Below are 20,663 nucleotides of genomic sequence, written 5' to 3' on the forward strand. Positions count from 1 at the left end.
GTGCATCAGTCAACATAATTGCTATCTGTACCACCGCTTTCGCGAGCAGGCTCGCTCCCACAGGGGATTTGGGTCAGGCTCCGGATCGCGAAGCATGACCTAATCTGGTGCACAACGGCAGCCCTGTTTTATTTCAGGCTACCCGACAGAAACTGCTGCAAGCGCTCCGACTGCGGATTGACCAGCACTTCGCGCGGGTTGCCGCTTTCTTCGACGACGCCTTTGTGCAGGAACACCAGCTGGTTCGACACTTCACGGGCGAAGCCCATTTCGTGGGTCACCACAACCATGGTGCGGCCTTCCTGAGCCAGCGCCTGCATGACTTTCAGCACGTCGCCAACCAGTTCCGGGTCGAGGGCCGAGGTCGGCTCGTCGAAGAGCATCACTTCCGGTTCCATCGCCAGCGCACGGGCAATCGCCACGCGCTGTTGTTCGCCGCCGGACATGTGCCCCGGGAAGGCGTCCTTACGGTGAGCCACGCCCACTTTGTTCAAGTAGTACTCAGCCTTTTCGCGGGCTTCATACTTGGGTACGCCGAGCACATGCACTGGCGCTTCCATGATGTTTTCAATCGCGGTCATGTGCGACCACAGGTTGAAATGCTGGAACACCATCGACAGGCGCGAACGCATGCGTTGCAGCTGCTTCGGATCGGCAGCTTTCAACGCGCCGTCCTTGTTCGCCACCAGTTTCAGCTCTTCGTTGTTGAGCAGGATCTTGCCGGCGTGCGGCTGCTCGAGCAGGTTGATGCAGCGCAGGAAAGTACTTTTGCCGGAGCCACTGGAGCCGATGATGCTGATCACATCGCCGGCGGCCGCTTTCAGGGACACGCCCTTGAGCACTTCGTGACTGCCATAGCGTTTATGCAGGTCTTGGACTTCAAGTTTGTACATGCGGTCGGTTCTCACAAAAACAGTCAGTCAGTCGTTGAGCAAGCGCCCGTGACGCAGCGCTTCGCGCCCCGCCACCTTGGCCAGCCAGAAACCGGGTTGGGCATAGCGCAGCCGTTCAATGGCAAACAGCACCCCGGACGTACCAGCACACACCGTGCTGACCCGATCGGACACAGGGTCGATCACTTGAAAAATCTCGTCGCCCGCCTCGACCCATTCGCCGGGTTTGCGGGAAAAACTCACCACACCGGGGTGCGGTGCAAACAACAATTCGGTGCCTTCGAACGGCATGCCTTCGCACGGTTCGAAGGCCGGATTCGGCCACTCGCCGGTGATCAGGCCTTGCTCAGCGAGGAACGCCAGAATGCCTTCAGCATAGGCCTCGGCTTCGACGCGACCGGTGTCGGCCTGTCCGCCCAGTTCGATGGTGGTCGCCAGGCACGCCAGTGGAATCTGTGCATCCGGGAACTGCCGCGACAGGCGCAGCCACGGCAGCGAGCAGGCTTCGTCGAACGAACTGCCGCCGGAATCTTCCGCCAGCAAACCGACCTTGACGCTCAGATGCGCTGCCAGCGAACGCCACTGCGGCCAGTGCTGCGGCAACGCGTACATGTGCAGCGCGGCTTCGGCATCGCAGTGCAAGTCGAGCACGACGTCGGCGTTGCAGGCATGGCTGAGCAACACACGCTGCATGCCTTGCAACTGGCTGCTCGCCTCAGGCAATGCGGCCAGATGATCGGCCATGGCCTGACGGATCAGCCGCACATTGGCATGCGGATCATCACCGAGCTTGTCGCCCAGCGCCGCCGCAACCGGCGCACTGAGTTCGACGAAATCACGGTTGAAATTCTTGCCGCTGCCCGCCTCGAAACGACCCTGGAAATTGCCTTGCAACAATTGCCCAAGACCCAGCGGATTGGCGACCGGCACCAACTCGATCACGCCATTGAGCAGGCCTTGGGCTTCGAGTTCGCCCAAGCGCTTTTTCAGCTCCCAGGCGGTGCGCATGCCCGGCAACTCATCAGCGTGCAGACTGGCCTGGATATAGGCCTTGCGCTCGCCTTGTCCGAAGCGGAATACCGAAACCTTGCGTTCGCTGCCCAAGTGGCTCCAAGGCAATACATGATCGATGCGTTGCATATCAGTGCTTCCGTGGCGCGAGGTAGCTCAACCAGCGACGCTCGGCCAGCTTGAACAGCTTGACCAGAATAAAGGTCAGGCACAGGTAGAACACGCCGGCCGTGATGTAGGCCTCGAACGGCAGATAGAACTGCGCATTGACGGTACGCGCCGCGCCGGTGATGTCGATCAGGGTCACGATGGACGCCAGACTGGTGGTCTGCAGCATCATGATCACTTCGTTGCTGTACTGCGGCAGCGCCCGGCGCAGGGCCGACGGCAGCAGGATGCGCTTGTACAGTTTGAAGCGCGACATGCCCATGGCCTTGGCCGCTTCAATCTCACCGTTCGGCGTGGCCTTGAGGCTGCCGGCGATGATCTCGGCGGTGTAGGCGCTGGTGTTGACCGCAAAGGCCAGACACGCGCAGAACGTTGCGCTGGACAGCCACGGCCACAAGAAGCTTTCACGTACTGCTTCGAACTGCGCCAGACCGTAGTAGATCAGGAACAGCTGAACCAGCATCGGCGTGCCGCGAATCACGTAGGTGTACAGCCACGCGGCGCCGTTGACGATCGGGTTCTTGGACACGCGCATCAGGCCCAGCGGCAGTGCGGCGAGCAAACCGAAGAACAGCGACAGCGCGAGCAGTTTGAGGGTGGTCAGCAGCCCGCCGAAGTACAGCGGCAGCGCCTCCCAAATGACGTTGTAGTCGAAGATCATAGATCAGCCGCCCTTACGCCTACCGAGTAGCGCTTCTCAAGTTGACGCAGGATCAGCAACGACACGCTGGTGATCACCAGGTACATCGCCGCCACTGCGAGGAAGAAGGTAAAAGGCTCACGCGTGGCATCCGCCGCCTGCTTGGCCTTGAACATCATGTCTTGCAGACCGACCACGGAAATCAACGCGGTGGCCTTGGTCAGTACCAGCCAGTTGTTGGTGAAGCCGGGAATCGCCAGGCGAATCATCTGCGGCACCATCACCCGGAAGAACACCTGAAAACTGCTCATGCCGTACGCCACGCCCGCTTCGGCCTGGCCTTTGGGGATCGCCATGAACGCGCCACGGAAAGTCTCCGACAGGTACGCACCGAAGATGAAACCGAGGGTGCCGATACCGGCGGCCAGCGGGTTCAGGTCGATGTAGTCGTCATAGCCGAGCATCGGTGCGACGCGATTGAGCAGATCCTGACCGCCGTAGAAGATCAGCAGGATCAGCACCAGATCGGGAATCCCGCGGATCACCGTGGAATACAAATCGCCCAGCCACGCCAGCCAGCGCACCGGCGACAGGCGCAACGCGACACCGATCAGCCCGAGAACGATGGCCAGGGCCATGGACGACAAGGCGAGCTGAAGCGTCAGCCATGCGCCATCGAGGATGACAGCCCCGTAGCCTTTCAACATGATTCAGGTCCTCGAAAGTTGGGATGAAAAAATGGCGCAAACCGCAGAGATTCTGTTGCTTGCGCCATTTCGGACTTGTCGCAGAGACGTCTTACTTGCCGTAGATATCGAAGGCGAAGTACTTGTCCTGGATTGCTTTGTATTTGCCGTTTTCACGGATGGCCACGATGGCCGTGTTGATTTTCTCTTTCAGGGCGTCGCCCTTGCGCACTGCGATGCCAACGCCGTCGCCGAAGTATTTGACGTCGGTGAATGCCGGACCAACGAACGCGAAGCCTTTGCCAGCGTCGGTTTTCAGGAAGCCGTCGTCCAGCAGGGTAGCGTCAGCCACGGTGCCGTCGAGGCGACCGGCGGCGACGTCGAGGTAGATTTCGTTCTGCGAACCGTACGGCTTGATTTCGGCACCCAGCGGAGCCAGCACTTCGCGGGCGAAGCGCTCGTGGATCGAGCCGCGTTGTACGCCGATGTTCTTGCCTTTGAGCTCAGCCAGACCTTCGCTGACCTGAGTACCGGCCTTCATGACCAGACGTGCCGGGGTGTTGTAGTACTTGTTGGTGAAGTCGACCGACTTCTTGCGATCTTCGGTGATCGACATCGACGACAGGATCGCGTCGATCTTGCGCACTTTCAGTGCCGGGATCAGGCCGTCGAACTCTTGCTCGACCCACACGCACTTGACCTTCATTTCTTCGCACAGCGCGTTGCCGATGTCGTAGTCGAAACCGACGATGCTGCCGTCCGGCGCTTTCGAGGCGAACGGAGGGTAAGCCGCTTCGATACCGATTTTCACAGGCTTTTCGTCAGCGACGGCATTCAGCGAGAGCACGGACAGTGCCAGGGCGCCAAGCAGCACAAGTTTCTTCATCTTGGGACTCCATCGGTAAAGGGCAAAAACGGCAGAGTGAGCAACAGCCCAATATGCGAATGGTGAATCAGGAAATCGGTGCCGCATCGGTGGGAAATTTCCGATTGAAACCGAAGGAGGTTTCAACATCAGCCACGATGAGCGAGTGATCGGCATTCTAACGACAGGCCCGAAGCCGATATTTCTTCAATGCGACAACTAATTACAGATGCACCGAGAAAGCGACTTGAGCTCATTGACAGCCCTGCAATTTCATGCAAGAGCGAAAGACAGTGAACCGATCTATGCTGCAAATTGCGGGCCTATTATTCGCAAACCCTTCTAATCCGGCAAGCGTAGCGTTATGTCTAATTTTTCACCGGGAGGTTTAAGGCTCTAAAACGGGGCAATGCGTTTCCCTTTGCCCCGTTGCGGGGCGGGCGGTTACACATTGGGCCGTGCTGGGTAACAACGGGAAAGGTCCTGCAGCGCAGGTCGATAATTATTGGTTGGGCGGTTTCGGTTTCCTACAGGCGGCCACAGCGGTGTCTGACAGATTGCTATCGCGAGCAGGCTCACCCCTACAGTTGACGGCATTCCAACTGAAGAAACTCGATCCATTGTAGGAGTGAGCCTGCTCGCGATGAGGCCAGCCCAGCCACCATAAAACCCCCAGCCACAAAAAAGCCCCATCCAGCATCACCGGACAGGGCTTTTCTCCAAGCTACGATTTACGCCACATTCATCGTCTTGTGCGTATCAATCAAATGCTGCACCACACCCGGATCCGCCAGGGTCGAGATATCGCCCAACCCGTCGTATTCCGCCGTGGCAATCTTGCGCAGAATGCGCCGCATGATCTTGCCCGAACGGGTTTTCGGCAGCCCCGGCGCCCACTGGATCACGTCCGGCGAAGCGATCGGCCCGATCTCCTTGCGCACCCAGTTCTTCAGCTCCAGACGCAACTGCTCGGTCGGCTCCTCACCATTCTTCAAGGTCACATAGACATAAATGCCCTGCCCCTTGATGTCATGCGGCACGCCCACAACCGCTGCTTCGGCGACTTTCGGGTGCGCCACCATCGCGCTCTCGATCTCGGCCGTGCCCATGCGGTGGCCGGAGACGTTGAGCACGTCGTCCACACGCCCGGTGATCCAGTAGTAACCATCGGCATCACGACGCGCGCCGTCACCGGTGAAGTACATGCCACGGAAGGTCTTGAAGTAGGTATCGACGAAACGATCGTGATCGCCATACAGCGTACGTGCCTGGCCAGGCCACGAATCAAGAATCACCAGATTGCCTTCGGCCTCGCCCTCGATAATGTTACCGAGGTTGTCGACCAGCGCCGGCACCACACCGAAGAACGGCCGCGCCGCCGAACCCGGCTTCAGCGCGTGAGCACCCGGCAGCGGGCTCATCATGTTGCCGCCGGTCTCGGTCTGCCACCAGGTATCGACGATCGGGCAACGCGACTTTCCGACATTTTTGTAATACCAGTCCCAGGCTTCCGGGTTAATTGGCTCGCCCACCGAACCGAGCAGACGCAGGCTGCTGCCATCGGCGCCCTCAACGGCGGCCTGACCCGAAGCCATCATCGCGCGGATAGCGGTCGGCGCGGTGTAGAGGATGTTGACCTTGTGCTTGTCGATGATTTTCGCCACCCGGGTGATATCCGGATAGTTCGGCACGCCTTCGAACAACAGAGTAGTCGCGCCATTGGCCAGCGGGCCGTAGACGATGTAACTGTGGCCGGTGACCCAGCCGACGTCGGCGGTGCACCAGTAGATTTCGCCCGGGCGGTAGTCGAACACGCGCTCGTGGGTCATCGCGGCATACAGCAGATAACCGCCGGTGGTGTGCTGCACGCCCTTCGGCTTGCCGGTCGAGCCGGAGGTATAAAGGATGAACAGCGCTTCTTCGGCGCCCATCTCTTTCGGCGCGCAAACGGTGCCCGCAACTTTCATCAGGTCTTCGTACCAGATGTCGCGATGCTGGTTCCACTTGATGTCGCCACCGGTGCGCTTGCAGACAATGACTTTCTGGATGCTGCTGGTTTCCGGGTTGGTCAGCGCATCGTCGACGTTGGCCTTGAGGGAAATCTTCTTGCCGGCACGGATGCCTTCGTCAGCGGTGATCACCACTTTCGAACGGCAGTCGATGATGCGACCGGCCAGAGCTTCCGGGGAGAAACCGCCGAACACCACCGAGTGAATCGCGCCGATCCGGGTGCAGGCCAGCATGGCGACCACGGCTTCGGGGATCATCGGCATGTAAATGGTCACCACGTCGCCACGGTGCACGTCCTGACCGCGCAGGGCGTTGGCCAGTTTGCACACCTGTTCGTGCAGTTCGCGGTAGGTGATGTTGCGGCTTTCGGACGGGTCGTCACCTTCCCAGATGATCGCGACTTGATCGCCGCGCTCGGCCAGATGACGGTCGAGGCAATTGTAGGAAACGTTCAGGGTGCCGTCGGCAAACCACTTGATGTCGACATGGTGATCGTCGAACGAAGTCTGTTTCACCGTGGTGAAGGGCTTGATCCAGTCGAGACGCTTGGCCTGCTCGCGCCAGAAACCGTCAGGGTTGACGACCGACTGCTGGTACATGGCTTTGTAGGTCGCCTCGTCAGTCAGCGTGCTAGCCAGAACCTCGGGACGAACGGGATACAGAGAAGCCGCACTCATCTTTCCTACCTCGGTGTAATAGTTGTTTTTGTATAACCCCGTTGTAGCCGGGTGGGCCCCATAGAACCATTCGACGATGGTAGTAACAAGCCCCTACAAAATATCCAGACATCCACCTTTGCTGACTTGAAAGACCCTTTCGAGCCACACGCAATCCTGGTGGGAGCTTGCCTGCAAGCGATGCAAACGCCACGGCGTGTCAGACAAACCTACCCAGCCGATTATTACCAAATCTGCGAAAAGTGTTTATCAAAACCCGCTCTGTTTACCCTCGCCTCGTCCCCCTAAAATTCACCTCGCCAACAAGGCAAACGCGATTAACAACGTTACAGCCCCCACGAAGGCCGTTAATCCAGCTCTCCAAGTAACGCACCAACCATGAAGCTCCACACGCAACCCTAAAAAGGTTGCGTGACCCCACTCGACCTCAAAAAGGTGAATCAGAAATGAAAGCTTTATTAGTTCTGGCCCTCAGCAGTCTGTGCGCAACCGCCATGGCAGAAGAGGCCCAGACTGATGTCGCACAGCAACAGCCGGTTATCGAGCAATACACTTACTCCACACACCTGGACATCGCCAAAGTTGTATCGATGAGTGAAGTTCCGAATGTCTGCGAAGTAGTACCGGCAAAAATGGTATACGACGACCACAATGGCCAACGCCACATCCTGCGCTACAGCATCATGGGCAACGGCTGCACGAACTGAATCAGACTGCACCGAATCGGACCACTCAGCGCCACATTGAGGGTCGATTCCAGCCCGGCTTCGGTCGGGCTCAGTTGTGTCTGGAGTCGTTGAAAAGGCTTGCAAAACACAAGATATAGTGAAAAACGCGGTTTTTTGCTCATTTCTTGAACAACCGGGGCCCCACGAAAAAATTAATCAAAAAAATTTCTCAGTGGCCAATCCCAGTGAAAGCCCTGTAATCCCTCGCTCCGAGCAAAATCCCCCTGCCGCTTGACCGCCCTGCGCGCTTTCGCCCTCCCCCACACCCCCGATTTTTTCCCTATAATGCCGCCCTAATCGGGTCAGCAATATTCCCTTACAGGGAGGAAAAGCCAGTCTGAAGCCCCGCAGCCGCGTTTCACGTGATCTGCGCCCGTCAGAGGCTCTCGGAAAACCCGTACAAAATTCTGTTTTATTGCCTGCGTATAGCTGCTGCAAAAAACGATTCCTTAAGATCCAACGCGGTCTGTACGACCGTGTGAAAAACCAACCAATCAGGTTTCACACGGGCGACAGGCCCTCACGCAGGAGACGACACGTCATGCTGAGCTGGGACGAATTCGACAAAGAAGACAGTGAAGTAGCCGCAGTGAAAGGCGCCAACGCCGGCCACGCGAGCGAAGCCAACATGGACCGCCTCGACAACGCCGGCGGCGCCGCTGCGCTCGAAGCCCGCGCCGTGACCGCCGACGACTCGGCCGCCGTGGCCCGCGCCAAGGCTGCACTGAACTCCCTCGACGTCGCCGAAGGCCTCGCCGAACTCGAAGGCGCCTCCGCCCGTGTCGCCGTCGACGAAAAGCGCATGATCAACTGCCGCGCCGACCTCAACCAACTCGTGCCATTCAAGTACGACTGGGCCTGGCAGAAGTATCTGGACGGCTGCGCAAACCACTGGATGCCGCAAGAAGTCAACATGACCGCCGACATCGCCCTCTGGAAAAACCCGGAAGGCCTGACCGACGACGAGCGCCGCATCGTCATGCGCAACCTCGGCTTCTTCTCCACCGCCGACTCCCTGGTTGCCAACAACCTGGTCCTGGCCGTGTACCGCCTGATCACCAACCCGGAATGCCGCCAGTACATCCTGCGCCAGGCGTTCGAAGAGGCGATCCACACCCACGCCTACCAGTACTGCATCGAGTCCCTGGCCATGGATGAAGGCGAGATCTTCAACATGTACCACGAGATCCCATCGGTCGCAAAAAAAGCAGCCTGGGGCCTGAAATACACCCGCTCGATCTCCGATCCGAAGTTCGAAACCGGCACCCCGGACACCGACAAAGAACTGCTGCGCAACCTGATCGCCTACTACTGCGTTCTGGAAGGCATCTTCTTCTACTGCGGCTTCACCCAAATCCTCTCCATGGGCCGCCGCAACAAAATGACCGGCGTCGCCGAGCAGTTCCAGTACATCCTGCGCGACGAATCCATGCACCTGAACTTCGGCATCGACGTGATCAACCAGATCAAAATCGAAAACCCACACTTGTGGGATGCTGAAATGAAGGAAGAAGCGACCCAGATGATCCTGCAGGGGACTCAGCTGGAGATTGAATACGCACGAGATACCATGCCTCGCGGGGTGTTGGGGATGAATGCGGCGATGATGGAGGACTATCTGAAGTTCATTGCTAACCGTCGTTTGTCGCAGATTGGTTTGAAAGAGGAATATCCAGGGACGACGAATCCGTTCCCTTGGATGAGCGAGATTATGGACTTGAAGAAAGAGAAGAATTTCTTTGAGACACGGGTTATTGAGTATCAGACTGGTGGTGCGTTGAGCTGGGATTGAAATACCCTCACCTCTTTCTCATATCAAAAAGGCTGCCGTTCGGCGGCCTTTTTTTTGTCTCTCTGCATGCTACAAACAATGTCTTTGGATATTGATGCCATCATAATGGCATGATATAACCGATAAACCACTGATCCGGTAAGTAGGGATCTTATTTTTATTGCGACGGAGGCAGACTAGGTGGATCCATATAAATTCAAACCCCGAGCTCGCTTAATAAGAACAATTGGAGATAAATTAGTAAGTGGACCAATCGCAGCCGTCGTCGAGCTAGTAAAAAATGCTCATGATGCAGATGCAACACACTGCACAATAAAAATCATCTCCCAAAGAGATGAAGCTCCATGCGTTGAAATTTCAGATGACGGCCATGGCATGAGTTTTAACACCATAATAAACTCTTGGTTGGAACCCGCTACAGACCATAAGGTTGTAAGAAGCCACTCAACTCTAGGGAGGAAGTTGCTTGGATCAAAAGGGATTGGTAGATTCGCTGCGGCACGCCTTGGCGAACTGATGACACTGACTACGGCAGCAAGAGCAAAAGACAATACCAGCACAGAAGTAACAACTGTAAAAATTGATTGGAAAGATTTCGACGCTCAAAATTATCTAGAAGATGTCAGAGTTCAAATAAGAAGAAGCAGCAAACCAAATGACCATCCAACAGGAACCACCGTCCGAATAAAAGAGCTCAGAGACAACTGGATTTCAAAAGAAATAAGCGATTTAAACATAGAACTAAGAAGACTTATTTCGCCAATCAAAAAAGAAACAAAGTCCAACGAAGAGCAAATCAACAAGCAGGACGATTTCTCGATATTCCTTGACCTAAGTGAAAGCTTAGAAAGCTCGCGCCCCCTATCTTTCGATTATGATGCAACAGACAACATTCTTAAGGTAGAGCCAGCCCCAATACTCGATAGTGCAGACTATGAAGTAGTTGGCTCTTTCGATAATGAAGGTAATTTTAAGGGAGAAATGACTTTTCATTCGCTAGGGGAACCCTACTCTGAAACAATCAATGAATTTTTCCCAATTGATCTAAATCGCGGCGTGCTCCCATGTGGAGATTTAAAAGTGCGTCTTTTGATATTTGATAGAGAACCTGAGTCTATTGAGGCTTTGATAACACGGGCAGGCTTGCAAGGATATGGCAAAAGGGCAGCCAGACAAATTCTTGATGATATGACTGGTGTTGGCATTTATAGAGATGACTTCAGAATCCGTCCATATGGAGACAAGGATCAAGACTGGCTGGAACTTAGTAGACGCCGCGTTGACAACCCGTCAATGAGAATTGGATCCAACCAAATAGCCGGCTTCATAACTATTTCCGAGGAGAACAACAGCAATCTAATCGAGAGAAGTAGCCGAGAGGGCCTAGAATCAAATGGAAGTTATAAACGCTTACAGGAACTTATTACAAACCTCCTAGGCTCAGCAATTGAGCCCATGCGGAGAAAGGTAAGAGAAGGCACAGGTAAGGGAAAAAGAAAGCCTAGGCATGAGCAGTTTATTGAAGCTGCCGAATTCACTTGGAAAGAAAAAATACTCTCTGAAATTCCGGTACAAAAACGCGAAGCAGCGAGAATCACAATTGACCATGCGCAAGAAGAACTAAGAAAGCGAATTATCGAGCAAATTGAACACGAACGAATTCTTGAGGCGCGCGCCACGTTAGGAAAAATAATTGCGGAAGTTCTCCACGAATTAAGAAACCCTCTTAAATCGATGAGCAGCTTACTAAAACATCTAAAGTTTGATTGGAAAAAAATAACATCAACCGAACCTGAAAAAGACACCAAAGAAAAATATCTCTTTCGGACTGAAGAAAACATCAAGCAATCTGCAAGAATGGAAAAACTTTTATCTCAGCTTGATCCTTTAGCAACGAAAAGATCGGGACCACCCACAATACAAAATGCCTACAACCATATCATTTCGTCCATAGAAGTAATGAACAACAAGGCGGTTGATAATGGAATCTCAATTCATCTGGAAGGCGAAAAAAACCTAAACTATTTAGGCTATGGCGACGAGATACAAACAGCACTCATAAACTTAATCGACAACTCCATTTTCTGGCTAATAAAACAAGAAAATAGGACCCCGCGCATAAACATCACTACTTACAAGGAATCCGGCTACATTCTAATTCGGGTAGAAGACAATGGACCAGGGATCAAAGATAACTTTAAGGAATCAGTATTTGAGGCCGGCTTTACTACTAAAGTAAGCCATGGCCAAGGGCTTGGACTAGCAATTTCGAAAGAGTCACTCGCGAGAACTGGCGGCTCTTTAAAGCTAGTCAATGCAATCAACGGATGTACATTCGAAATAAAAATCAAGGAAGCCAGTACCCATGAATAACATCGTAAAAATACTCTACATTGAGGATGAGCAAAATCTTTGGGATGGCTTCCTTAAGGAGGCAGAAATTTACGGATCAGACGCCGAAAACAATATTTCTTTTGAAGTACAGTGCGTCTCTAGCATCCAAGAAGCAAAAGCAGCAATATCCTTTAAAAAATTCGACATAATTGTTACAGATCTCAAAATCGCGACCGGAATTCCTGGTAGTGATGCGGTGACAACGGGCAACCAATTCATAAGGGAGCTGAAAGAAATATCACCATGCCCTATTGCCATCTTGACAGGAAAACCAACTGACGTAGAAGACAAAACACTTGATCCAAGTTCGATGGCAAAATTCACTAAAGAAGCCGACGCTGAAACAAAAATTTTCGATTGGATCAAAACAAAACTTTTGCTAATCAAACTAATGCAGCAATCGTTTGAGCTATTAAACAAAGAATTGGCAACCTTATTTCATAGCGGGGTAGCAAGCCGTATATCCAAACTTGGCAATACGATACCTGCAGAGTCTTCGCTCAGAATGATTTTGGAGAACATTGCCGACCGAATACTAACCGTAAACAGCACTACGAAGTCACATCCACAAGAAAGCTATATCCACCCTGTTATCAGAACAAACATAATGACAGGAGACCTCATCAACATAGATAATTCTACTTGGGTAGTTCTGACACCTGCCTGCAACATAGTCAGATATAAAAAAGATGAGATTGTACTACTGGCCAAATGCAACGACCATCCAAAATACAAGCAATATTTGGCTCAAGCAGAAAAGGGCGACATCACCTCTCTAACGGGGCTAATCAATCAGGCCCACAATCTTTACACCCATTTCCTCCCTCCACTACATAAAGGAGAGCCTCCAAAGGTCGTAAACTTTGATGAATTGATAACAATTAAATACTCTGAATTAGATCCAACAAAAATCATTGCTGCAATTTCACCAAAATTTCTCCCAAACCTTATTCACCGTTTCTCGTCTTACATTGGTAGGCCTGGAGCGCCTGACATAGAGCCTAATCATTGCCTCCAGCATTCACTATAAACAAAACACGAGATAGTGCCACTCTGTGGCGCTATCTGTAAATTGCAACCATTACATGAGCAAAAAACTCCTAGACGACTTGATGAGTTTTTCGTCAAAAAATTCCTTAAAAGTTAAGACGTTGGTTTTTTTCTTATAACACGTACGATCGGAATCCTTCAAAGATTCTGGCACTACAAGAAAAATACCGTTATCTGACATATCAGCTATTGAATCAGAGGATACGCGATCATCTACAGTCGCAAGAAACAAACTACAGTTAAACTTCTCTAACGCCAGCTGCTTCCATCGTTCACGTAGAGTTGTTTTTGCTGACAGAACAATGGCCTCCTCAAACTTTCTTTTTTTGGAGCTCAAGACTACTCCATTAGGAACCACAAAATCAGGGCGCCGTCCTCCCGTTACGAACTGTTCCGAAAAATTCACTCCCGCATCGACAAACATCCTTGAGATATGTTTCTCAAAAGATCTTCCCGCTCGAGACTTGCGGTGCTGACTCGCGCTGAGAAAGGATGCATCAAGCATAGGAAATCCTCGAACTACGGAGGTTACAAGATCGTCACCACCGCCTTTAAGAATACGAACTATATCCGCAGCTCGGTGACGAAGCTCGGCTTGCTTGTACAAAGAAAACTCTATATCCCGGCTAATCTTCATTATAGCATCACCCGGATTCTGCATTATATACGGGTCAAGAGACTTCAATCCGTGCTCTTTTAAATATATAGCTTGCGCCCGACCTGCCAAAACCTCCGGACTTGGAAGCTTTGAAACTGAATTGACGAACTCCAATAACGAACCGTCTTGCAGCGCACGACCAAGCTCCAATATGAGCCTAGAGCTTTCGTCAATCTCATCAAAATGAATTAACTTTGGATCAAACAGCTCACACTGAAATTCTACATCCAACCCAAACTGTGTCTCTATCAACTCCGCCTCTTCCGAGACAGAATCTATAACTATAAACCAATGAAAAAAACCACCCTCGCTTTGTTTTAAAATACCACCTACCAATAAAGAAGCTGGCGAAAGACACGAAAACTCACTCTTCGGAATTCGCGTCATATGCGCTTCCGACCCTTTATTCGAAAAATGCTTTAATTTAGATAGCTTTACTTCGCCAGTGATCGGCCAGAATGTCGAGAATTCAGCTTCAAAAATATGAGGCTTTGAATTTCGCTGCTCAAGGGGAGGAAAGAAACCACTCATCCTTATATGGACGGGAATGTAAACGCCGCTCTGATGATTGTTCTTACAGTCTGCCCAACTACAATCGTTCCGAGATAACTTTTTAATGAGTACCTTTGAACTCTTGGCCATCCACTCTTGCAGCGAGTCCCACTGACTTACATCCTTCACCTTTCATCTCCGAGTTCAGCTTGAAACACTAACTTACTCTAATGCGCTTCGGAGTGCTAGGCCACTCCATGTATTTAAAATCGCCTTTTATAAAAACATCGATCTGACCGATATCATCTAAAGCATTTTTCGTGCCACACTCCCAAACAACTAGTACCCTCCATCCAAGCTCTAGCAGTTGGAGAACTTGAGATTCATCGCGCGCAGTATTTTTTGAAAACTTTAAAGACCAAAAGTCTTTTCTACTATTTGGTGCTGTAGCGTAAAAGCAATTTTTATGACGATGCCAAAAGCAACCGTGCACAAGAACTACCACTCCGTACCTTTTGAGTACGACATCGGGCCGCCCCGGTAGCTTATCTTCATGAATTCGAAACCTGAATCCCTTGGAATGAAGATATCGTCTCATCATTAATTCGGGCTTCGTATTCTTACCTTTTATTCCTGACATCATCCGTGACCTGGTAGCTTTGCTCACGATATCAATCAAAGAATCACCCTGAAATAATGCCTAAGACCCCACCAATTAAAGCGCAAAGCAAATATTTATGGATGGGACGGGGTTGATTCCCCATCCAACTCCGGAGCATCCAACTTCAAGATCAATTGATCAATGAAATTTCTAACTGTGCGCGCTCTTTGTTTTCATTTTTTTCTTTCGCAGCAATAATTCGGTCCTTCATAAGTCGTGCGACAGCTTCAAAAACGGGAACTGCTACCGAATTTCCAAACTGACGATATGCCTGAGTGTCAGATACGGGAATTATAAATTTGCTTTCCTTTGGTTTATCGAAGCCCATCAGACGTGAACATTCATGCGGAGTCAGCCGACGGGGGCGATTGAGTTGATTGAACTCACTGTTGAAGTCCAAGCTATCCAAAAACCCGCGATCAACGAGGATCTCCGAACCATCCTTGTGGTACCTAGCTGAAAGCGTACGGGCCACATCGTTAGGGCCTGTCAGGCCAAAACCAAAGCCATTCCCCTTCTCACGGTGCTTCGCGGCATAACGGTAAAGGTAGTCCCAAAGCTTCGGAGTTAGGATGTATTTTTCATCCACTTCTTTATCAAGCAGATCACCGAAGGTGGGTCGCTGCTTCGGTATGAGCTTGCTGATGTCGCTCAATGTGAATCCTTGGTGAACATTCAAGTCGCGACGAAAACCGACCAACACAATTCGCTCTCGATGCTGCGGCACAAAATGCTTCGCATCGATGACTTTGGGATCTGAGCCTTTTGGCGCATTAACATCTGCAACCTCATACCCCAGTTCATCCAGAGCTTCGCAAATGATCCGGAAAGTATTGCCCTTGTCATGGCTTTTCAGGTTTTTCACGTTTTCCAGCAAAAATGCGGCCGGGCGTTTTGCGGCGATAATCCGCGCCACGTCGAAAAACAGAGTGCCTTGGGTCTCGCACTCGAAACCGTGCTTACGCCCTAGGGAGTTCTTCTTGGAAACACCTGCAAGAGAAAACGGCTGGCATGGGAAACCTGCCAGCAGAACATCGTGGTCAGGAATTTCGCGATCAATGTTCCTGTAGGCTTCCTCGTCACTGATTTCTGGCTTGTCTGAAAGCGTGACCGAGCGGATATCCAGATTGAAGCGATGACGAGCAGGATCGCAGTAGTGGTTCGCCTTGTAAGTTTTAACGGCGTACTTGTTCCATTCGGATGTAAACAAGCACTCACCACCGATGGCTTCAAACCCTTTCCTGATTCCGCCAATGCCGGCAAAGAGATCGATAAAGGTAAATGAAGGTTTGTGGTTCAAACGCTTGGGCAAAAGATCCTTGAGACGAGTGAACTCAATATGGGAGAGCTTCGGGGAGGCCTTTCCCTTTATCCAGCGGTTGATGGTTTCGCGGCACCAGTGACTCGGGCTTACGTCGTTGAGAATTTCAGCCAGTTGCCCTTGGTCGTAGATTTCCAAGAGCTTGTGCAGCAGCGCTAGGTCAGTCAAGGGATGAGTATCAGGCTCGTACGAACCCGAGGTTGCTTCGCTCAAGGATTCAAAAGACGGTGTTTCAAAAAGATTCATGAGCCCGAAATTCCTCTGGGTCAAAGCTGTGACGAATGATCACCATTCTAGCCCACAAAACTTCAAAGTAAATGAAATTACCTGGATTCCGTGAGACGAGTCATGCCTACACGGAAGTGGGGAGCTGCGGGATTCGATGGCGACCAAACACTGGATATAAACACAGCGTAATTTACTCCGCGTCTTTGTCCAGGTTTCCTTTCGCCTCATGACCAGTAGGAAAAGTCGCTGGTTGACGACCATCCCTGATGCCCCTACCCTCAGCTCCGAGCCTAAGAAACTCTACAAACCAGAGCGGTCCTCCGCACCCGACAGTCATGCGGCTTTTTTTCGTCTGCGGTTTCCCTACGCCTGCGAAAAATCCCGTTATGTCGGGAGTGGGCGAATACAAGACCCGAAAGGGGAATATGTCCGGCCCGTCTCTGGTGGGTTTCTTAGCTCCCGACACCCTAACGAATGCCCTAAGAAAGCAGCCAGAGGTAAATGGAAATGCCTGGATATCAAACCTTCATGATGAAGGTAAATCGCTGTACTCGAACAACGCCCTCGTCGCTTCCGACCCCGGAGGCCTGCCATGTCTGATCCACTTCTACCGACTCGATTTTCTCGCAACAAAGCACACCTGCATGCCCTTCTGGTGGAGAACCAGGCTTGGTTCTGCGTCCCTGATCTGGGGCGATTGATGGGTAAACACCTTGATGCGCGCCAGTTGCGCAAACTCGACGCTGATCAGCGTCAGTTGATGTGCGTGGAGCTTTTCGGTGAAGCCGAAGAACAGTGGATGGTGAGTGAGTCCGGCGTGTACGCCTTGTTGATCTATCACTACTGTCCTGAGTACCGACAGCTTCGTGAGTGGGTGACGCTTCAGGTTGTGCCAACGCTGCGTGATGCTCGTCCGTCGAGCTCTGTAGAGCGGCCGACGTTGAGTGTTTTAAGCTGGCCGCAGATGTCGCTGAGTACTTTGCACTGGCAGGACGAGCCGTGGATTCGGTTGCGGGATATGCCTTGTTTGTTGGCGAGTGATCCGTTTAATCGTCCTGAGTCCTGGTGGCGTAAGGCTTCACGAATGTTGCGTGGGGGCTGACGGTTTAGAGTCCGCTGTTTGAGTTTTCAAGCAGCGGATTTTCTGTGTCTCCAAATGCTTGGGGCTGCTCCGCAGCCCAGCGGGAGCAAGCTCCCTCGCCACAGGGGCGATGTGTGGCCTGTATGGCGGGTAAGCATTGGAATCTGACACTCCCGCCGAGGATCACCAGCAGACTGCCTCCCACAGATTCCGCATCATCCTGAAAACAATCAGTGCAACCCACGCCACCTCCCGCTATTAATACCCCTCCCCCCACTCAAGGATCCGAGCCCCACCATGAAATTCGATCTCGCCTACTGCCTCAGCCTCGACGACAAGTTGTCGATCTATGACGTTCGCGATCTCAATTTCGATGAGACGGTGGCGTTTGACTCTGCGAAGGAACACTTCCAGTGCCCCAACGATGCCTGTCGTTCGGCGTTCGAGGCTTCCAACGAGTTGGGTACGTTCAACGCCAAGAACGTGAATTACGTGCGCACGCCGCACTTCAAGAATCTGCCCACTACGCAGCATGTGGCGGGTTGTCCGTACGCGAGTTTGAAGGCGTCGCCGTCTGGCGTTGATACGGCGGATGGCGAGGCGGATGACGCGCGTGAGGAACACTTTCCGTCAGAGCTGTTGCTTACCCGGCGTGAGTACGTGCGCAAGCCGGCTGCGCCAGCGGGGGCGGCAGATGTGTTGCGGGATGATCCGGTTCGGGTGGCGGCGGACGCGGGTAAAGAGTCGTCGGGGCGTGAGTCGGCGCCGGACAAGACCAGTGTGTTTGCCCATCCGGTGGAGTGTTTTGTTTCCAACTTCGCCGACAAGGATTTGCTCAAGCGCATGCCGTTGAAGATTGGCGAGCATACGGCGCCGTACAGTTCGTTCTTCAAGAAGATCGAGTATCTGACGGACAACAAGGGGCTGATTTACTGGGGGCGGATCAAGAAGATCGAGGATTTCCACAGTGCCAGTTTTCGTATCGATTTCGAGGACAAGGTCTGGTTCAAGAAGCCCGAGGACAGTAAGAAGAAGCCGTATCCGGTCAGCGTTTATCTGAACAAGAAGCTGATCGACAACTACCGCAAGCGCAAGGCGTTTCTGGAGGAGATCAAGCACGCGGTGGATAGCGACAAGGCGTTGTTCTGTTTCTTCTATGGGGTGACGCCGGAGTTGAAGCAGGTGCCGGGCAAGAAGAACCCCGAAAAGCCTTTCGAGGTCTTCAATGCCGATATCGAGAACCTGGATCACTTCATCATTCGTGAAGCGCCGGGTCTGGAGTGAGGGTTAGTTCAGGGCAGTTGCAGCTTGACGGCGCCGGGGTGTTGTTTGACCAGTGAGTACGGCAGGATTGACCAGTCGGGCGCGTCGCAGGCGCGGGCTACTCGGGCGAAATACGGGCTGAGATAGAGGCCGCTCTCGGTGAAGTACCAAGGTGAATACCCCCAAATGCTTTCATCGCTGTAGTCACAGGTGTTGTCATCGCCTTCTGTGGGCTTCTTCATTTCATTGGGGCGGAGTGTGGTGAACTGTTTGATCAGCCAAGGCACCAGCACTTCGCGCTGATACGTTGAGTAAGCATCGCTTTGCGCGGTGCTCAGCGGCTGGTCACCTGGGCTGTCGCGGTCGGCATGCAGAATTGGCGCGCCTTCTCCTGCCCATAACACGTCGCCCAGCGATAGCGGATGACCGGTTTTTACATCGATGTTGAGCGGTGAGTCACCAAAATCCGGATGCGCGCCACCGCAATAATAACTGGTGGAAACGTTCAGGCTGACCACTGCGGGGGAGATCAGTTTTGGTTCGACTTGCTGCAGGAAGTCGGTGTTGACGCCGCCTTGCATCAGGCAACCGTGATAACGGATAACCTCTTGCCAGAGTCTGGCGAGCAACTGTTGATTGACTTGCTGTCGCTCATCTTTGGGTAACCCGGACTCAATGCTGAACAGCGAGATCGTTGTTTCAGGTTCCGTCCACCACTGCAGTTCGTAACCCATGAAGTGCTCTTTCTTCGCGGCTTTGAGCTTGAGCCCCTGTAAGCGCAAATACTCGTACGGATTGCTGTGCTGCAACGTAGCAATGAACGGCAACGTTGTTGATGTCGGCGCAGGAACTTTGGCCTCGACCAACTTCACAGGGAGCTTCTTGCCCTTCGGACTTTGCCATTCGCCCTGCAAGCCATCGGCGGTCTCTTCCAGCTTTAACGTTGGCAGCGGCTGCTCTTCGCCATAGCGGTTTTCACCTTCTATCAGGCTCAGCGTGCCTTCATGCAAAGTGCCACTGAGGAGCAGGTCGCGATGGTATTTCTCGTAAAAGTAGCGACCGACGACTTCGTCCTGCTGCTGGGTATTGAGTTCGAGCACGATCGGCGTTTTTCCCAGCGTGCCGGTGAATACACGTTGACGGTCATCAGCGTGAGCGGTGTAAATCACCGAGAACAGCGCCGCGACGCAGAGCGCCTGGCGCCTCAATCCCTTGAGCATTGATCGATCCTTGAAAGAGGTAGGGCGGCCCCGACACTGGAACGTCGGGGCCGAAAATAAGGAAGCGGATTATGGCGAGGAGTTGTTCTGGAATCGAGCGCCATCACTCGATCAGTTCACACGCAACCCGTCCTCAAACGCACGAATCTCCCGCTTTGCTTCCGTGCGTCGAGCAAGCGCAGCCCGGACACCCGCGTCATCGACAGCACAGTACTGACGCAACCAGTGGGCGATCATTTCTTCATCCGGCCTGAAGTAACCCTTGCGCTCCTTGGTGTTTCGAATTTGCGCGTTCATTTGTGCATCGAAACCGATGGCAGCACGTTCGCCTTGGGGCAAACAGCCCCACTCCCCAGCGCAGTCCTCGAAAAACCAGGCGATTTGTTCGATGTGCTTTTGTGCACCGCGATGGCTGCGGCGATAAAAACGATGCTCTGCGCAGCTCGGCTCAAAACGGTCCGTCATCGACCCGGCATCAGCCCATTGCATGAGGTCATGATTGATCGCATCACGTATCAACCCTTCCCGCCAGCGCTCGATAAACCACGCCACAAACCCTTCGGCGTCAGCCCTTTTGGCATCGGCAAAGATCATGCAATAACGCGTTCTGACATGAATGACAAACAGCACATGCTTACGCTGGACGGTGATCGCGTGCACTAGCCACTGTTCGTCAAAGCTGTTCGGTTCATCGTCTTCTATAACTGGCGACGGCGGTTTAGCGCTCACCGGCGTGATTGTTTTGCCTTTATGGACACGGCTGAAAAACTTGCCGGCGGCTTCGGTGCAATTGAAGATCAACATACGGGTTCTCTTGGAAGCGCG

General features: G+C 52.8%; 17 protein-coding genes. 6 read left to right on the forward strand and 11 right to left on the reverse strand.

What is annotated here, in order from left to right; translation table 11 throughout:
- Positions 1 to 128: 128 nt before the first annotated feature.
- From HU743_RS08385 to acs, 6 genes are all read right to left on the reverse strand, one after another.
- Positions 129 to 893, reverse strand: coding sequence for an ATP-binding cassette domain-containing protein (locus HU743_RS08385; RefSeq protein WP_007912705.1), 765 nt, complete (start codon positions 891 to 893; stop codon positions 129 to 131).
- Between the two features lie 27 nt (positions 894 to 920).
- Positions 921 to 2,033, reverse strand: a complete 1,113-nt coding sequence (locus HU743_RS08390) for a succinylglutamate desuccinylase/aspartoacylase family protein (RefSeq protein ID WP_186648071.1) — start codon at positions 2,031 to 2,033, stop codon at positions 921 to 923.
- 1 nt (position 2,034) lies between these two features.
- Complete coding sequence (locus tag HU743_RS08395) at positions 2,035 to 2,733, reverse strand: ABC transporter permease (protein ID WP_101155916.1); 699 nt, start codon at positions 2,731 to 2,733, stop codon at positions 2,035 to 2,037.
- Positions 2,730 to 3,419 (reverse strand): ABC transporter permease, encoded by a 690-nt coding sequence (locus HU743_RS08400; RefSeq protein ID WP_186551461.1) that lies wholly within the window; start codon positions 3,417 to 3,419, stop codon positions 2,730 to 2,732. Before HU743_RS08400 ends, HU743_RS08395 begins: the two co-directional genes overlap by 4 nt.
- A 91-nt stretch (positions 3,420 to 3,510) precedes the next feature.
- Positions 3,511 to 4,284 carry an ABC transporter substrate-binding protein gene (locus tag HU743_RS08405; RefSeq protein ID WP_186551462.1) on the reverse strand — a complete coding sequence of 258 codons (774 nt, stop codon included), beginning with the start codon at positions 4,282 to 4,284 and terminating at the stop codon, positions 3,511 to 3,513.
- A 710-nt stretch (positions 4,285 to 4,994) separates the two neighbouring features.
- Complete coding sequence (acs, locus tag HU743_RS08410) at positions 4,995 to 6,950, reverse strand: acetate--CoA ligase (RefSeq protein ID WP_186648072.1); 1,956 nt, start codon at positions 6,948 to 6,950, stop codon at positions 4,995 to 4,997.
- A gap of 446 nt (positions 6,951 to 7,396) precedes the next feature.
- Here acs and HU743_RS08415 point away from each other — a divergent pair, with 446 nt between their 5' ends.
- The 4 genes from HU743_RS08415 (at position 7,397) to HU743_RS08430 (ending at position 12,894) form a co-directional block, all read left to right on the forward strand.
- Positions 7,397 to 7,657, forward strand: a complete 261-nt coding sequence (locus HU743_RS08415; protein ID WP_186622125.1) for a DUF2790 domain-containing protein — start codon at positions 7,397 to 7,399, stop codon at positions 7,655 to 7,657.
- A 562-nt stretch (positions 7,658 to 8,219) separates the two neighbouring features.
- Positions 8,220 to 9,470, forward strand: coding sequence for a ribonucleotide-diphosphate reductase subunit beta (locus tag HU743_RS08420; protein WP_095126160.1), 1,251 nt, complete (start codon positions 8,220 to 8,222; stop codon positions 9,468 to 9,470).
- A 180-nt stretch (positions 9,471 to 9,650) separates the two neighbouring features.
- A complete protein-coding gene (locus HU743_RS27445) occupies positions 9,651 to 11,843 on the forward strand; it encodes an ATP-binding protein (RefSeq protein WP_186648074.1) in 2,193 nt (730 codons plus the stop codon).
- Positions 11,836 to 12,894 carry a response regulator gene (locus tag HU743_RS08430; RefSeq protein ID WP_186648076.1) on the forward strand — a complete coding sequence of 353 codons (1,059 nt, stop codon included), beginning with the start codon at positions 11,836 to 11,838 and terminating at the stop codon, positions 12,892 to 12,894. The genes HU743_RS27445 and HU743_RS08430 overlap by 8 nt, the downstream gene beginning before the upstream one ends.
- A 51-nt stretch (positions 12,895 to 12,945) precedes the next feature.
- On the opposite strand, the gene HU743_RS08435 is transcribed toward HU743_RS08430, so the two are convergent.
- The 3 genes from HU743_RS08435 to dcm form a co-directional block, all read right to left on the reverse strand.
- On the reverse strand, positions 12,946 to 14,253 hold the full coding sequence (locus HU743_RS08435) for a type II restriction endonuclease (RefSeq protein ID WP_186648077.1): 1,308 nt from the start codon (positions 14,251 to 14,253) through the stop codon (positions 12,946 to 12,948).
- Between the two features lie 28 nt (positions 14,254 to 14,281).
- Positions 14,282 to 14,731: a very short patch repair endonuclease gene (locus tag HU743_RS08440; RefSeq protein ID WP_346656513.1), complete on the reverse strand. Its 450-nt coding sequence runs from the start codon at positions 14,729 to 14,731 to the stop codon at positions 14,282 to 14,284.
- A 124-nt stretch (positions 14,732 to 14,855) separates the two neighbouring features.
- The gene (dcm, locus tag HU743_RS08445; protein WP_186648079.1) at positions 14,856 to 16,292 is read right to left on the reverse strand and encodes a DNA (cytosine-5-)-methyltransferase; all 1,437 of its coding nucleotides are present in this window, start codon (positions 16,290 to 16,292) and stop codon (positions 14,856 to 14,858) included.
- 574 nt (positions 16,293 to 16,866) lie between these two features.
- On the opposite strand from dcm, the gene HU743_RS08450 reads away from it, so the two are divergent.
- Together HU743_RS08450 and HU743_RS08455 are read left to right on the forward strand one after the other, a co-directional pair.
- Entirely contained in the window at positions 16,867 to 17,376 is a 510-nt protein-coding gene (locus HU743_RS08450) for a Bro-N domain-containing protein (protein WP_186648080.1), read from the forward strand.
- A gap of 276 nt (positions 17,377 to 17,652) precedes the next feature.
- On the forward strand, positions 17,653 to 18,639 hold the full coding sequence (locus HU743_RS08455) for a hypothetical protein (protein ID WP_186648081.1): 987 nt from the start codon (positions 17,653 to 17,655) through the stop codon (positions 18,637 to 18,639).
- 8 nt (positions 18,640 to 18,647) lie between these two features.
- Here the strand turns inward: HU743_RS08455 and HU743_RS08460 are convergent, their stop codons facing one another.
- Positions 18,648 to 19,838 carry a hypothetical protein gene (locus HU743_RS08460; protein WP_186648082.1) on the reverse strand — a complete coding sequence of 397 codons (1,191 nt, stop codon included), beginning with the start codon at positions 19,836 to 19,838 and terminating at the stop codon, positions 18,648 to 18,650.
- A 111-nt stretch (positions 19,839 to 19,949) separates the two neighbouring features.
- Positions 19,950 to 20,642 (reverse strand): hypothetical protein, encoded by a 693-nt coding sequence (locus tag HU743_RS08465; protein ID WP_186648083.1) that lies wholly within the window; start codon positions 20,640 to 20,642, stop codon positions 19,950 to 19,952.
- Positions 20,643 to 20,663: the final 21 nt, after the last annotated feature.

Source organism: Pseudomonas sp. SWRI99, from assembly GCF_014270125.1.
Lineage (GTDB): Bacteria > Pseudomonadota > Gammaproteobacteria > Pseudomonadales > Pseudomonadaceae > Aquipseudomonas > Aquipseudomonas hamedanensis.

What these genes read in the sequence shown, in the direction of transcription:
- HU743_RS08385 (WP_007912705.1), bottom strand. Translation starts at nt 893, where the DNA reads ATGTACAAACTTGAAGTCCAAGACCTGCATAAACGCTATGGCAGTCAC.
- HU743_RS08390 (WP_186648071.1), bottom strand. Translation starts at nt 2,033, where the DNA reads ATGCAACGCATCGATCATGTATTGCCTTGGAGCCACTTGGGCAGCGAA.
- HU743_RS08395 (WP_101155916.1), bottom strand. Translation starts at nt 2,733, where the DNA reads ATGATCTTCGACTACAACGTCATTTGGGAGGCGCTGCCGCTGTACTTC.
- HU743_RS08400 (WP_186551461.1), bottom strand. Translation starts at nt 3,419, where the DNA reads ATGTTGAAAGGCTACGGGGCTGTCATCCTCGATGGCGCATGGCTGACG.
- HU743_RS08405 (WP_186551462.1), bottom strand. Translation starts at nt 4,284, where the DNA reads ATGAAGAAACTTGTGCTGCTTGGCGCCCTGGCACTGTCCGTGCTCTCG.
- acs (WP_186648072.1), bottom strand. Translation starts at nt 6,950, where the DNA reads ATGAGTGCGGCTTCTCTGTATCCCGTTCGTCCCGAGGTTCTGGCTAGC.
- HU743_RS08415 (WP_186622125.1), top strand. Translation starts at nt 7,397, where the DNA reads ATGAAAGCTTTATTAGTTCTGGCCCTCAGCAGTCTGTGCGCAACCGCC.
- HU743_RS08420 (WP_095126160.1), top strand. Translation starts at nt 8,220, where the DNA reads ATGCTGAGCTGGGACGAATTCGACAAAGAAGACAGTGAAGTAGCCGCA.
- HU743_RS08430 (WP_186648076.1), top strand. Translation starts at nt 11,836, where the DNA reads ATGAATAACATCGTAAAAATACTCTACATTGAGGATGAGCAAAATCTT.
- dcm (WP_186648079.1), bottom strand. Translation starts at nt 16,292, where the DNA reads ATGAATCTTTTTGAAACACCGTCTTTTGAATCCTTGAGCGAAGCAACC.
- HU743_RS08450 (WP_186648080.1), top strand. Translation starts at nt 16,867, where the DNA reads ATGTCTGATCCACTTCTACCGACTCGATTTTCTCGCAACAAAGCACAC.
- HU743_RS08455 (WP_186648081.1), top strand. Translation starts at nt 17,653, where the DNA reads ATGAAATTCGATCTCGCCTACTGCCTCAGCCTCGACGACAAGTTGTCG.
- HU743_RS08460 (WP_186648082.1), bottom strand. Translation starts at nt 19,838, where the DNA reads ATGCTCAAGGGATTGAGGCGCCAGGCGCTCTGCGTCGCGGCGCTGTTC.
- HU743_RS08465 (WP_186648083.1), bottom strand. Translation starts at nt 20,642, where the DNA reads ATGTTGATCTTCAATTGCACCGAAGCCGCCGGCAAGTTTTTCAGCCGT.